Below are 14130 nucleotides of genomic sequence, written 5' to 3' on the forward strand. Positions count from 1 at the left end.
AAGTTATTATTTTGTCGTTGACTCGCTTAACGCCACGAATCTAAAAAGCATGGTAGAAAGAACGATAAATAACCATAGTCATGTCGATATTTATTTATCGCCGTCAACGCCAATCAGCATGACGTGCGCCTGACGTAACACATGGAAAAAAATCGATATTTCCCGCTTACAGTTTTTTCCTAAAGCCAGCGCTTCGTTTAGATGCCATGCTTAATCACGCTAATAACTTATAACGTAAAGCGAGGACATGATGAAAAAGACTCTAATCGCATTATCTGCACTTCTGCTGGCTTCTCCTGTTTTTGCCGCTACGACACACGCAACCGATAATGATGTCGCTGCCGCACATGAAAACGCAAATACAGCGAAAGAGAAATTACACCAGGCGCAGAATCAGGGTGAAGAGCAAAAACTGAAAGCAGAACACCGCGCCGAAGGTAAACAGGATAATATCAGCAGCAAAGTTAGCGAAGGCTCGCAAGAAACCTGGCATAAAACCAAAGAAGGTACTGAAAAAGGCTGGAACGCCACGAAAGAAAGTGCTGAGCAGGGCTGGAATAAAACCAAAGAAGGCGCAGCCAGCGTAGAGAAGAAAATCAGCGAATAAATCTTTCGCCCTGATCATTAAAGAATAAAAAAGCCGCTTACGCGGCTTTTTTATTTCTGCTTTTCCCCGTCTGAACTTACCAGCTGTATTTCACTCCCAGCATGCCCTGGGTATCGCTGTAGCCTTTATCACCCAGTTGCACACCGACATTCCCCCAGACGCTTAAACGGTTATTCAGTTTACCTTCCACCCCGGTACGCACTTCACCCAGATTGCGCGCGCCGTCACGGCTGATTTTCACGCCATCCATCTTCACGCCGAAGGATTCGGTATTGTGGATCCAGTTCACTTCGACATAGGGCTGGAACTCGCGCTGCTGTCCGTCATCCATTTTGTGATGACTGTTGAGGTACGTTTTCACCCCAAGACGCATCTGAATGTTGCCATCACCTTCTGTTTCAATGCGCGTACCATCATGCCGGGTATGCGAATCCGACTTCACGCCCATCCAGGTGATCTGTGCCTGCGGCTGGATGTACCAGGTGTTCAGTGAGCCCTGGCTGCCGCTGAACGTACCGGCTTTCAGGGTGTAACCCGCTTCCAGCGAGGCCGTCAGCCCTTTAGAGTCATAGCTGTCGCTCTCACGCGCATCCGCGTCCACCGTGTTGTCGAACCAGTTGTACAGCAACCAGCTATCAACATACGCCCCCGTGTTATCCACGGCATTCTGATACCAGGTTCCGTACAGACCGGCGCTGTAGCCGCTGGTACGTCCGTCTGAACCGTATCCTGCACGGTTACTCTGGGTGTTGCTGTGCTCATTGGCGTAACCGCCCATCACGCCGAGATGCCAGCGGTCCAGCCCATCCATACTCCACTGTGCAATGTCGCCACCCAGTTGCAGCACGTAGCGATTGCTCTGTGTTTTCAGTTGGCCGTCCCCCGCCGTGGAACGTTCATGCCCGCCGACGTGGCGCATCCACATGCTACCAGCCAGCCCTTCATCCTGGAGCGCATTGCTGTACTGCGGCTCGCCGAGACGATCGTGCAGACGGTGAGCAAACAGCGTGTTCGCAGCAGAAATATTGCTGGTATAGCTACCCGCTTCCGGTCGCAGAACATCCACCGTCCGCGGATCAACAACCGGCGGGTTGTCCGAATCAATCACACCATTCCATTTGCTGGTCAGATACCAGTTTTTCGCCGCCTCGCCGGTTCCCTTCGCCAGCGTGTAGACATACGCACCGGCCTCCACGGAGCCACGGGTCAGGGCGAATTGACCGGCTGAATTGCCCTCCACTTGCACCAGTTCAATGCCGTTGCGGGTCTGCGCGCCAATACCGCCGACATTATTGACGTCCACCCGCGTGTTACCGGAGGTATCGCCATGTACGGTCAGTTTGTCCGTGGCGGAATCATCACCGCCGAGGGCTGTGTTAAATACCATCAGACCGTCATTACCGTGGTAGTTACCGTTCACATCCAGGTGATTACCCGGCTGCATGCCCGAACGCCCCAGGATCACAGTGCCGCTGTGAGTCAGATTGCCGCCGACTGTAAAGCCGGACACCTGCATCGTCCCGCCGCTCATCACATCCACATCCCCGGCGGTGCGACCATACCCCGACAGGGTAGCGCCATCGTGAATATTTACCTGCTGGTTAGCCATATCGACGGCAGAATCGGCATCGCTACCCAGCGCAATCTCACCGTCGAGAATATCGGTGGTGCCCGTCCAGGAGGTCAAATCCTGTTTCAGTGTCAACACGCCGCTACCGGTCTTGGTCAGATTGCCTGTGCCGTTAATGGCATTGTCCAGCGTCCAGTTCGTGTCCGTCGCTACCGTCAACAGGCCGTTATCCGTCACAGAAGCAGTGCCAAGGTTCTGCTGTTCACTGACGGTCAGTTTGTTGTCTGCGTCGATATTGAACAGGCCGCTAAAACCGCTGTTATCCCCGCTGACGACCACATCTGACATGTTTGCCACATCAATGCCGCCCGCTCCGCTGAGGGTGTTCGTCAGCGTGCCGACAACGCCATTCAGGGTCAATGTCCCGCCGTCAACGATATCGCCACTGCCTGCACCCAGCACATCATTTACGCTCACTTCCGCCCCGCTGCTGATGGTCGTTTTGGCCGTCAGGGCGGCGTTAGCACCGTCAATCGTTAACAGGCCGCCGTTAACATTCAGCGCGCCGCTGCCGGTCAGACGTCCCTCGCTAAGCCCACCGTTCGACAGGGTCAGCGAGCCGCCATTTAGTGCTAAGGTGGAGTTGGACTGTCCTGTCAACGTACCCGCCGTCTGGGTTGTACCATTGAGATCGGCGGTTGCTCCACTACTGATGTGCAATTCGCTGGTCTCGCCCAGCGCGCCATCGGCGTCGGTGCGCAACGTCCCTGCCAGTACCTGCGTGGCACCACTGTAGTCGTTCAGGCCGTTGGAGAGCGACACGACATCAGCCGTATTCACCGCCAGATTGCCGCTGCCGGAGATCGTCGCCGACATATCAGCGCCAGCCCCCGTCACACCCGCATACGGCGACAGCACCAACGTTTGTCCGGAGAGAATATCCAACGCCTTCAGACCGTAGTTTACATACAGGCCATTACCCGGTGCGGTGGTCAGGCGAAAACCATACTGCCCGTTCGCCACGGTCGTCCCGTTCTGCGCTATCTGAAGGGTTTTATCTCCCGCAATCGGCGCACCGTTTTGATCGGCAAGCGTCAGTGAACCACCCGACCCAAGCACAATCGACGCTTTCACCAGTTGTACGCCAATCCCGGCGTCATCCTGCTGTAGCAGGTTTGCGGTAGTATCTGGATTCGCCGCCGTGCCAGTATCGTTCCAGGGATCGGCAAGATTTACTTTCACCGTGCCGGTACCGTCTGCCTGATGTTCGCGTCCGTTGTACATTACCCCCGCTGCGCCGGCAACCAGGGTATTGACCGACACCAGACTGTTGGAGATCGTTGACCCCGGAAGCGTAACGTCAAAAGCCAGCGTGCCCCCATTAAAAAGTAGCCCCGTAAGATCCTGCGTACCGCTGACGGTTGTGGTGTTCCCCGCACTGCTGATTAACAGCGATTGTGCCAATGACGAAGCGTTAGTCCCGGAAAGCGCAAATGTGCTATTTCGCAACTCAACCGCTCCGCGAAAACTGTTGCCGACGGCAGGCGTAAAGGAAAAGACATCATCTCCAGCGTGCAGATTGACAGACATCAACCCCGTGCCGTTCAACACATTGCTAAAAGCAAAGTCATTAGTGCTGGTGTCGGTGGCACCGACAATTTCGAGCGTGCCATCACTGCCAATCGTCACTTCACTGCTGCCAAGGCCGGTTCTGTTAGCGCTAGATTGCAGAGCCGAGGTGAGCGTGCCGCCATTGACCAGGGTCTTCCCGCTGTAGGTATTGTCCCCCGTCAGTACGGTATGCCCGGCCTGATGAACAATCGTTCCCTGGCCGGTAATCGGCATAGCGAGCTGATATCCTCCCGCGGTGGAGGGATCGTTGGTGATGTGATTGAGCACAAGAGAACCGGTACCCGAGCCAAACGTCACGCCGGTCACGCCGGAAATCACGCCCGCTCCGGCGGCGGCCTGTCCCTGAGCCGCGCCAATGTTCACTACGCCGGTGCTTGAGGCATTCTGCGCAATGAACAGTTTGCCATTCAGGTTAAGCGCGCCGCTGTTACTCAGGTTGAGAGTACCGTCGCCCACGGCGCCGACGGTGGCTGACGTCGCATCCAGACGCGATCCGGCGCCATTGATATTCACCGTCCCCTCGCCGCCATTTGCCGCCAGGCTCACCGCGCTGGCAACCACTTTCCCACCCGACTGAATATCCAGTATCCCTGTCGCGGAATGACCCACGTTGAGTTTTTTGGTGACGTCACTGGCGTCAGCGATCCGCCATTCCCCGCCGTTACTGATATTCACTCGCCCGTAACCAGCAGGCGAACGACCCAGCATACTGTCGGCGCTACTGCGTACAATGGCAGAGTCAGAGATATTCAGCGTTCCCGAACCATAATCCCCGACCCGCAGCGCGCCGGTGCTCATTGTTGAATTCTGACCGCTAACGCTGACGGTTCCGACCCCGGCCTCAAAACTGCCAATCGTTGTCATACCGGCGTTCAGCGCACCGCCCTCTTCAATGTTAATCACTCCTGTGCCGCCATAACCAATATTCAGGTCCTGGAGCGCCCCCGAAGGATTCACTAAATTCCACAGTCCACCCGAACGGATCGTAACGGCCCCGTGACTGCCATTTGATCCGCCCAACACGCCCAACCCTGAAGTATTCACCACCGCAGCGTTGGAGATGGTCATGGTGCCGACACCGTACTCGGCAATGGTCATCGCTCCTGAACGTAACGAAGAGCCGGAACCATCGACGTTCACCGTACCGTTCGCCTGGGTGTTATCGCCGATAATGAGCTTGTAGACATCCGATCCTGCTACCACACCGCCCGCGAGAATATTCAGCGTGCCCACGCCGTTCATGCCGACGAAAGTGTAGTAATCCAGTGAATATCCCGTCGACACGTTGACCACCTCGCCATTATCAATAATGGCCGAATAGGCGGGCAGAGAGGCCAGCAGCAGCAGTGACAGGACACTACGTTTAAAAAGCGGTTGCAAAGCATGGTGTTGTTGCGCGGAAGAGGACGTTGTATTCAAAGATGAATGGGTTGATGACTGGCTTTTCCCTCTCACCAACTCGGAACAAACCTGAAATACCTTCAGAACTTCATTCCATATAACGCGATAATTTGTGTTCATAAAAAATGCTCATAATCTGATAAAATGTTTATATGCGGTGTAATTGTTTTTAATACGCAACATAGAATCGATAAGCTTCCCTCACCTGGAAATAGGAAATAGAGGACTATTCAGAAATGAATTCTGAACAGTCTTAAATTAAATAATCTATTGATGGTGTTATAATGATTTCACATATTGTCTCCGACAATAGTATCCATGCATGAGTAAATAACGAACATCCAGGATCCACGATTTACTCTCCGGAGAGGGCGTTAATGAATCACAGACCATCGTCAGAAATAAAAAACAATATTATGCAAATATATAACGCGTGTCCCTGTACAAAACATCCACTCATGCCAGTTGGTGACTGACAACACACGATAAATTCAGACCTTCTGGTGACGACCCGGGATCGGTTCGGCGGCAGCCATTGCGGCTTGCTGTTTGGTTAATAATGTTTATGTAATTCTTGCGCTCAGTTTTACACTCGCCTAAAAAGCTGTCAATACGCCCCCGGACTATTAGCCTGAACATTAATATCAGAAAATAATAATTAGTGAGCATAAATTCCTGGGAAGGACAGATGACGAAATTCTATTTTTCCGTATCATGAAAGGGGAAATAGAGAGGAACCCAGGATTTTTATATTGCGTAATAAGATTTTTAACATTTTGCCAGCGTGTAAAAACTGCCTTTGAAAAGCACTTTTTGCTAAAAGCTTTTATGGCTCAATGTGGTAATTCCGGCTATCTGATTGTCTATAAAGAATATTTATGTTTTCATCGGGATGTGAGCGACCACTAAAAAGCGAACCCGAACATGTAAACCGCCAAACGTATTGCTGCGTGAAAGATGAGGATGGGTGCGATGCAAACGGGCAATATCAGAAACCAGCGCCAGGCCAATGCCTGCTCCGGCTTCCGTTCCGGCATTTTCCAGACGATGGAACGGCAGCATTGCCTGATGAATCTGTTCATCTTCGATGCCAGGACCACTATCTTCGACCTCCAGCACCACGGCCTCACCTTCCCGACGTAACCTGGCGGTCACCGTCCCTTGGGCCGGGGTATATTTCAGGGCGTTATCCAGCAAATTACCGCACAATTCCCCCAGCAGGACATCATCACCGTCTATCCATATCGCCTCCAGCACGCCTTCATAACCCAGGTCGATGCCTTTACTGCGCGCCTGCGCCAGTCGCGTGAAACAGCTCGTCTGCACCACCTCGAACAGATTGACCGGTGAAAACTGCCGCTCCCCCTGCTCTTTTCGCTTCACCGCTGAAAGCTGTAACAACCTTTCCGTCAGCAGGATGGTGTTGTCCAGCGTCGTACTCATCGCCCGTAAACTCTCGTGCCACTGCTGAGGCTGTTCGCTGGCAAGCGCTACGGCGGCCTGCGTTTTCAACACGGCCAGCGGGGTTTTCAGTTGATGAGAGGCATCGGCGCTAAACCGTTCCTGCCGGGAGATCAGCGCGCGCAGGCGATCGAGATAGCGGTTAAACGCGACGATCAGCAACCGCGTCTCCGACCAGGGCAGCAGTTCAGGTAACGGCGTCAGGAGTTCCGGTTCACGTCGCACCATCAGTGAGGAGAGCTGGCGCATCGGCCGCAGCACGCGGCGCAGCAGCCAGCCGACCAGCACCAGCGTCAGCAGCACCAACAGACCCTGCGTTACCGATGACGAAAACAGCAGTTGTCCTGCCAGGTAACGCCGCGATTGTAGCGTCTCTGCGACGTAGATCTCCGCCATCCCGACAATGCCGCCCTCGTTTACCGGCTGTAGCAGGCGCGCCACGCGAATGGCCTGCCCCTGATATTGCGTATGATAAAACCAGGCCAGCGCAGGGTAGAGTTGCGTACGAGAGGTGGAAGGCGGCATTGCCGGCAGGTCGTCGTAACCCGAAATCACCTTCCCCGACGGATCCACCACTTTATAGTACAGCCGGTCGTTCATGTTCAGTTCAAAGCTGTCCAGCACCACCCACGGAACATTGACCTCCAGCGTTGCATTGCGGACCACCAGCCGCTCCGCCACCGTGCGGGCAGACGACAGCAGCGTGCGGTCATAGGCCTGCGTTGCCGCCTGCAGGGCGCTGACGTAGCTGTTAAACGCCGACAGTCCCCACAGCAGAATCAACGGTAGACCAAGAAACAGCATCAATTGCAGGTATAACGACTGGGGTTTAACCCACCTCATTGCCGCACTCCAGCACGTATCCCAGCCCGCGCAGCGTGGTGATCCGCACATTGCTGCCCTGTAATTTTTTCCGCAGACGATGAATGTACAGTTCGATACTTTCGGGGCTGACCTCATCGTTCAGGCTGAAGACCTGTTCGAACAACTGCTGGCGCGATACCGGACGGGTTCTGCGATACATCAGCACCGTCAACAGCGCCAGTTCACGCGGGGTGAGCGCCAACGGTTGCTGCTGAAGCAAGAAATATCCTTCGTCATGGAATGCCAGATCGCCCAGTTGCTGAAGCTCCTGTACCTGTCCCGCACTGCGCCGGAGCAAAGCCCGCAGCCGGGCGTCCAGTTCCTCAAGTTCGAAGGGCTTGGGCAGATAATCATCCGCTCCGGCATTGAGTCCTTTTACCCGATCCGCCACCGCGCTACGCGCTGTCAGCAGCAGCACCGGCAGCGTCTGCGCACGCTTACGCAGACGCTGCACCACTTCCAGTCCGTCGATCCCAGGCATGTTGATATCCAGAACCGCCAGCGCATAGGTTTCGCTATGCAGAAGATGGTCGGCAGCCAGTCCGTCGAACACACAGTCCACGGCGAATCCGTTCTGTACCAGCGCTTTTTCCAGCCAGTGAGCCAGCTCACGGTTATCTTCCGCCAATAAGAGACGCATATCACATCCTGTAAAGTTTCTGCCGCATTGAAAGGGAAATGAAAGGTTAATGTTTTAACAATCACGCAACTGAACCGCTACATGTTGGTTCACATAATCAAAAAATAATCTTCCGAACCCTACCATCCGGTTCTCCGGCGTGAGGATAAATAATGAAAAAACAGTTCGTTCGTACCCTTGCTGCAAGCGTTTTACTGATGAGCACCTCTGTCCTGGCGCAAGAAGCGCCGTCGCGTACCGAATGTATCGCCCCGGCGAAACCGGGCGGCGGCTTTGACCTTACCTGCAAACTGATTCAGGTAAGCATGATGGAAACCGGCGCTATCGAGAAACCGATGCGCGTGACCTACATGCCAGGCGGCGTGGGCGCAGTCGCCTATAACGCGATCGTCGCGCAACGGCCCGCCGAAGCGGGGACGGTCGTGGCGTTCTCCGGCGGTTCGCTGTTGAACCTGTCGCAGGGTAAATTTGGTCGTTACGGCGTGGATGATGTGCGCTGGCTGGCGAGCGTCGGTACGGACTACGGCATGATCGCCGTGCGCGCCGACTCACCGTGGAAGTCACTGAAAGATCTGCTCACCGCGATGGAAAAAGATCCCAACAGCGTGGTGATTGGCGCCGGGGCCTCTATTGGCAGCCAGGACTGGATGAAGTCGGCGCTACTGGCGCAACAGGCTCACGTCGATCCGCACAAGATGCGCTATGTCGCCTTTGAAGGCGGCGGCGAACCAGTCACCGCACTGATGGGCAATCATGTACAGGTGGTTTCCGGCGATCTCAGTGAGATGGTGCCCTATCTGAGCGGCGATAAAATCCGCGTCCTCGCCGTCTTCTCTGAAAACCGTCTGCCCGGACAACTCGCCAATGTGCCTACCGCCAAAGAGCAGGGTTACGACCTGGTCTGGCCCATCATTCGCGGCTTTTATGTCGGCCCAAAAGTCAGTGATGACGAGTATCAATGGTGGGTGCAGGCATTTGAAAAACTCCAGCAGACCGACGCGTTCAAAAAGCAGCGCGACCTGCGTGGCCTGTTCGAATTCAATATGACGGGTCAACAGCTTGATGAGTATGTCAAAAAACAGGTGACCGGTTACCGCGAGCAGGCGAAAGCCTTTGGCCTGGCGAAATAAAGATGGAGGCTCCGATGAGCGATCGTATTTTCGCCGGTATCTGGCTGTTGCTGTGTATCGCCGGGCTGTTTATCGCCTGGCAAATTCAGAGTGAATACAGTTACGAACCGGTCGGCCCGCGTCCGTTTCCGCTGGGGATTATCGCCCTGATGGCGCTGTGCGCGCTGGCACTACTGTTACGCCATCCGGATGTTGTGGACTGGCCGCGCCGGCACGTCCTGCAAAAACTGTTAACCATGGTGATCGTCCTGTTGATGTACGCCTGGGGCTTTGAGTGGCTGGGCTTCCCTGTCGCCACCGCCATTCTGACGCTGGTGATTGGCATTCTGTTTGGCGCCACATTACCCGCCGCGGGCATTTCCGGCGCCGTTCTTGGCATCACCCTGTGGTATGCCTTCGACCGCCTGCTTGATGTCACCTTACCGCTCGGCGCCTGGCTGAGTTAACGGAGAAACGATGGATACCTGGATATATCTTTCTCAGGGTTTTGCGGTGGCGATGACGCCGGAAAACCTGGTGATCGCGCTGATCGGCTGCTTCGTCGGCACCATTGTCGGTCTGCTGCCGGGTCTGGGGCCGATCAACGGCGTGGCGATCCTGTTGCCACTGGCCTTTGCTTTGCATCTGCCAGCGGAATCGGCGCTAATCCTGCTGGCAACGGTTTACATTGGTTGCGAATACGGCGGACGCATTTCGTCGATTTTGCTCAACGTGCCCGGCGATGCGGCGGCAATTATGACCGCGCTGGACGGCTACCCGATGGCGCAACAGGGGCGCGGCGGCGTCGCGCTCTCTATTTCAGCGGTCAGTTCCTTCTTTGGCTCACTGATCGCCATCGGCGGAATCATTCTGTTCGCCCCCTTACTGGCGCAATGGTCGCTGGCGTTTGGTCCGGCAGAGTACTTCGCGCTCATGGTTTTTGCGATTGCCTGTCTTGGCAGCATGATGGCGCAAAATCCGCTGAAATCGTTTCTGGCGGCGCTGATTGGTCTGGGACTGGCGACCGTCGGCGTTGACGCCAACACCGGGGTGTATCGCTTTACCTTTGACAGCGTGCATCTTTCTGACGGCGTGCAGTTTATCGTCGTGGTGATCGGCCTGTTCTCGGTTTCTGAAATCCTGCTGATGCTGGAACATACCAGCAGCGGGCAGAAACTGGTACGCAAAACAGGGCGCATGCTGTTCAACGCCAAAGAAGGCGCGCAGTGCGTCGGCGCGACGCTGCGCTCGTCGGTGATTGGCTTCTTCGTCGGCGTGCTGCCGGGCGCGGGTGCCACCATCGCCAGCGCCATCACCTACATGACCGAGAAAAAAATCAGCGGCAACAGCGACAGCTTCGGCAAAGGCGATATTCGTGGAGTTGCCGCACCAGAAGCGGCGAATAACGCGTCGGCCTGTGGCTCGTTTATTCCGATGCTGACGCTGGGCGTGCCGGGCTCCGGCACCACGGCGGTGATGATGGGTGCCCTAACCCTGTACAACATCACGCCGGGACCGGCGATGTTTACCGAACAACCGGATATCGTCTGGGGATTGATTGCGGCTCTGCTGATTGCCAACGTGATGCTGCTGGTGATGAACATTCCGCTGATCGGCCTGTTCACCCGGATGCTGACCATCCCACTGTGGTTCCTGGTACCGGCTATCGCGGCGGTTTCCGCAGTCGGCGTGTACGCCGTACACAGTACAACCTTCGATCTGGTGCTGATGGTCGCGCTCGGCGTGCTGGGCTACGTTCTGCGCAAAATGCACTTCCCGATGTCGCCGCTGATCTTAGGCTTTGTGCTGGGCGAAATGCTCGAACAAAACCTGCGCCGTGCGCTGTCGATCAGCAACGGCAATATGGCGATTCTGTGGGAAAGTAGCGTCACCAAAGTGCTGCTGGTGATGGCGGTGGCAGTCATTGTGATCCCGCCGCTGTTACGGATCCTCCGTAAGCGCCACACCAAACCGCAGGTGGATGTCGGGTAATGCCTCGCCGGATGGCGCTTCGCTTATCCGGCCTACCCTCAACCCAGGCCGCATAAAACACGCCGCGTTGTCATCCGGCAACAGTCTCAATTCTTAACATTCCTTCCGATAACCGCCTCAATCCGTTCCTTCATATAGGGAAAGAACGGATTCGAGGTGACACGCATTAACGTATCCAGCCCCACCAGCAGCGTGGAGGTCTCTCCGCGCAGCGCAATCGTGCCAATGCTCAGCCCATAGCGATTCAACACATCCGGCTTCAACCCATACAACGAATCGGTCATTGGAAAGGGCACCGCCACATGCGACAACGAATACATCTCCTGCGGCCAGGCCTCCTGTAACGGCTGAACCTGCACATCACGCGTTCCGGCGAGGGTGTCACGCGCCACCACGGCCAGCGTTTCTGCCGTGGCATTAGTGACCACCGTTGTGCGGTAAGCTCGCGGTACGGAGGGCAGCAACGTCGCGGCGGCGGTATAAGAAGATGTCCGCAGCAGAGGGCGCAGGTTAGCCGCCTGATTGATATCAAACAGCACCAGTTCGCTGCCGTTAGGTCCCAGATAGCGATACAACGACTCCACTACAGCCTGGGTGCTGACGGTGGAATCCATTACCGACTGGAAGGTCAGCACCGGCGGCAGATCGTGAAGTCGCATAGTCTGCGCATCCTGCACAATTTGCTGCTGTAGCGCTTTGGTCAGCAGATAAGACTGCCGCGCCGCATTGACCGGAAACGAATTGTATTTGAAGGGGTTAAATTCTGGCGTGACGTTGAGCCACGCGGCTTTGGCAAACGCGGGAAACAGCGCCGGTAACCCCGCCAGCCCGGCAAAACGGGCGAATGACGTGACGCCAATCATCGGCGACAGCAACACCACCTGACGCGGACGTCGCAGCGTGGCGTCGTCCAGACTGTCCAGCGTGTATTTCAGCGCCAGCGCGCCGCCGTTAGAGTACCCCACCAGATGCAGCGGCACCTCGTTACCCGCCAGTCTCGTCGCCTCACGCACCGCCAGACGTGTCGCGGCCAGCCACGCTTCCCAGTCGACCGCCGTTAACGCGCCTGGCGCGGTACCGTGTCCGGGCAGGCGTGGCACCACGGCGATAAATCCCTGCTGCTGGTAGATCCGGGCGATATCTTTCAGGCTGTAGGGCGAGTCGGTCAGGCCGTGGAGCATCACGGCAACGCCGCGCGGTTTGCCTTGCGGCATCAACACGAATGAGCGGTTCCAGTTGGGGGTAAATTGCCCCGGAGCAACCCGACTGCCCAACCAGAAACGGTTGATCGGCGTCTGCTCATCCGGGCTCAGCGTATCGCCCACCTGTTTTTGTAGATCGGCAAACAGCGCCGCTTCCCGTACCTGATACTGCGCAAAGGTGGCGTTATCCAGCGCCGCCGCGCTCATTTCATTCCCGTGCCAGGTATGCCAGGAATGAAGATCAGGCCCACTCTCTGTCTGATACACCCGCACGCCGAGAAAAATAATCAGTACCACCAGCAGCGTCAGCACCACGTGTTTGATCAGCGCCAACAGGCCGGAACTGACCCACTTCACCCGACGGAAGAGGTTTTTAAGCAACATGTTTATCCCGAACCTCGCTCATCAGACACACCGCAACCGGCGTTAGTGTAGGCTAACCGGCGGTTTCCTCAACCTTTTCCGCCATTTTCTCCCGATACGCATGCATTTACCCCTGCATTTAATAATGTTAAATATTTGTTGTTTTTGATCACAAAAAAGAAACAAAAGGTTCATTTTGTGCACGCTTTCTAAAAATGTAGATATTTTTAATTTATGGCTACGAAATGAGCTTCGCCATGTCTCCCTGACCATCTACTGAGAGGATCGATTCTGATGAATGCACTGACTGCCGTTAAACCAAACGCTGAAGATCCAGGCCAACCTGGCAACGGATTTACGCTGAAACCGTCAGCCCAATCCCCACGTCTGCTAGAGCTGACCTTTTCCGCCCGGACGACAGAACACTTTCTTCGGCAGGTCGCGCAATGGCCGGTGCAGGCACTGGAATACAAATCGTTCCTGCGCTTCAAAGTGGGCAAGATCCTTGACGATCTGTGCGACAACCAGCTGCAGCCGCTGCTGCTGAAAACGCTGCTGGATCGCGCAAAGGGCGCGTTGCTGATCAACGCAGAAGGCATCGATAACGTGGCGCAGGCTGACGATATGGTCAAACTGGCAACCGCGGTGGCCCATCTGGTTGGACGCTCCAACTTTGATGCCATGAGCGGTCAGTATTATGCGCGCTTTGTGGTAAAAAACGTCGATAACTCAGACAGCTATCTGCGTCAGCCACACCGCGTAATGGAGTTGCATAACGACGGCACCTACGTCGAAGAGATCACCGATTACGTGCTGATGATGAAAATCGACGAGCAAAACATGACCGGCGGCAACTCGCTGCTGCTGCATCTTGACGACTGGGAACATCTTGACGAGTACTTCAGCCACCCACTGGCGCGCCGTCCGATGCGCTTCGCTGCGCCGCCCAGCAAGAACGTCAGTCATGATGTGTACCACCCGGTATTTGACGTCGACCAACAGGGCCGCCCGGTTATGCGCTACATCGACCAGTTTGTGCAGCCAAAAGATTTTGAAGAAGGTGTCTGGCTGAGCGAGCTGTCTGATGCGCTGGAAACCAGCAAAAGCATCCTGTCCGTTCCGGTTTCGGTGGGTAAATTCCTGTTGATCAACAACCTGTTCTGGCTACACGGTCGCGATCGTTTTACCTCGCACCCGGACCTGCGCCGCGAACTCATGCGTCAGCGCGGCTACTTCGCTTATTCCACCCACCACTACCAGACGCATCAGTAAGCGTGAAGGAACAAGCG

General features: G+C 55.5%; 9 protein-coding genes. 5 read left to right on the forward strand and 4 right to left on the reverse strand.

Translation table 11 applies throughout. From position 1 onward, the window contains the following. The first annotated feature begins 250 nt into the window (after positions 1 to 250). Positions 251 to 607 carry a hypothetical protein gene (locus HVX64_RS17740; protein ID WP_042999656.1) on the forward strand — a complete coding sequence of 119 codons (357 nt, stop codon included), beginning with the start codon at positions 251 to 253 and terminating at the stop codon, positions 605 to 607. Positions 608 to 683: 76 nt separating this feature from the next. Here HVX64_RS17740 and HVX64_RS17745 read toward each other — a convergent pair whose 3' ends face one another. The 3 genes from HVX64_RS17745 to tctD form a co-directional block, all read right to left on the reverse strand. Further along, complete coding sequence (locus tag HVX64_RS17745) at positions 684 to 5330, reverse strand: autotransporter outer membrane beta-barrel domain-containing protein (RefSeq protein ID WP_044255139.1); 4647 nt, start codon at positions 5328 to 5330, stop codon at positions 684 to 686. A 756-nt stretch (positions 5331 to 6086) separates the two neighbouring features. Further along, entirely contained in the window at positions 6087 to 7514 is a 1428-nt protein-coding gene (locus HVX64_RS17750) for a sensor histidine kinase (protein ID WP_181825103.1), read from the reverse strand. After that, positions 7501 to 8175, reverse strand: a complete 675-nt coding sequence (gene tctD, locus HVX64_RS17755; RefSeq protein WP_044255134.1) for a transcriptional regulator TctD — start codon at positions 8173 to 8175, stop codon at positions 7501 to 7503. Before tctD ends, HVX64_RS17750 begins: the two co-directional genes overlap by 14 nt. A 152-nt stretch (positions 8176 to 8327) precedes the next feature. On the opposite strand from tctD, the gene HVX64_RS17760 reads away from it, so the two are divergent. Genes HVX64_RS17760 through HVX64_RS17770 form a run of 3 tightly spaced genes read left to right on the forward strand, consistent with a single transcriptional unit; the run spans position 8328 to position 11276 of the window. Beyond that, positions 8328 to 9305, forward strand: coding sequence for a tripartite tricarboxylate transporter substrate binding protein (locus tag HVX64_RS17760; protein ID WP_042999652.1), 978 nt, complete (start codon positions 8328 to 8330; stop codon positions 9303 to 9305). A gap of 14 nt (positions 9306 to 9319) precedes the next feature. Beyond that, entirely contained in the window at positions 9320 to 9751 is a 432-nt protein-coding gene (locus tag HVX64_RS17765) for a tripartite tricarboxylate transporter TctB family protein (protein WP_044255131.1), read from the forward strand. A gap of 10 nt (positions 9752 to 9761) precedes the next feature. Then, positions 9762 to 11276, forward strand: coding sequence for a tripartite tricarboxylate transporter permease (locus HVX64_RS17770; protein WP_042999650.1), 1515 nt, complete (start codon positions 9762 to 9764; stop codon positions 11274 to 11276). An 86-nt stretch (positions 11277 to 11362) separates the two neighbouring features. Here the strand turns inward: HVX64_RS17770 and HVX64_RS17775 are convergent, their stop codons facing one another. Beyond that, positions 11363 to 12862, reverse strand: a complete 1500-nt coding sequence (locus HVX64_RS17775) for an alpha/beta fold hydrolase (RefSeq protein WP_044255128.1) — start codon at positions 12860 to 12862, stop codon at positions 11363 to 11365. A 273-nt stretch (positions 12863 to 13135) separates the two neighbouring features. Here HVX64_RS17775 and glaH point away from each other — a divergent pair, with 273 nt between their 5' ends. Then, entirely contained in the window at positions 13136 to 14113 is a 978-nt protein-coding gene (gene glaH, locus HVX64_RS17780) for a glutarate dioxygenase GlaH (RefSeq protein WP_042999649.1), read from the forward strand. Positions 14114 to 14130 lie beyond the last annotated feature (17 nt).

It is taken from the genome of Citrobacter sp. RHB20-C16 (assembly GCF_013890155.1).
Classification (GTDB): Bacteria; Pseudomonadota; Gammaproteobacteria; order Enterobacterales; family Enterobacteriaceae; genus Citrobacter_A; species Citrobacter_A amalonaticus.

Bases quoted from the DNA above. Each gene is read 5' to 3' on its own strand.
- HVX64_RS17745 (WP_044255139.1), bottom strand. From the start codon at position 5,330: ATGAACACAAATTATCGCGTTATATGGAATGAAGTTCTGAAGGTATTT.
- HVX64_RS17740 (WP_042999656.1), top strand. From the start codon at position 251: ATGAAAAAGACTCTAATCGCATTATCTGCACTTCTGCTGGCTTCTCCT.
- HVX64_RS17760 (WP_042999652.1), top strand. From the start codon at position 8,328: ATGAAAAAACAGTTCGTTCGTACCCTTGCTGCAAGCGTTTTACTGATG.
- HVX64_RS17770 (WP_042999650.1), top strand. From the start codon at position 9,762: ATGGATACCTGGATATATCTTTCTCAGGGTTTTGCGGTGGCGATGACG.
- HVX64_RS17765 (WP_044255131.1), top strand. From the start codon at position 9,320: ATGAGCGATCGTATTTTCGCCGGTATCTGGCTGTTGCTGTGTATCGCC.
- HVX64_RS17750 (WP_181825103.1), bottom strand. From the start codon at position 7,514: ATGAGGTGGGTTAAACCCCAGTCGTTATACCTGCAATTGATGCTGTTT.
- HVX64_RS17775 (WP_044255128.1), bottom strand. From the start codon at position 12,862: ATGTTGCTTAAAAACCTCTTCCGTCGGGTGAAGTGGGTCAGTTCCGGC.
- tctD (WP_044255134.1), bottom strand. From the start codon at position 8,175: ATGCGTCTCTTATTGGCGGAAGATAACCGTGAGCTGGCTCACTGGCTG.
- glaH (WP_042999649.1), top strand. From the start codon at position 13,136: ATGAATGCACTGACTGCCGTTAAACCAAACGCTGAAGATCCAGGCCAA.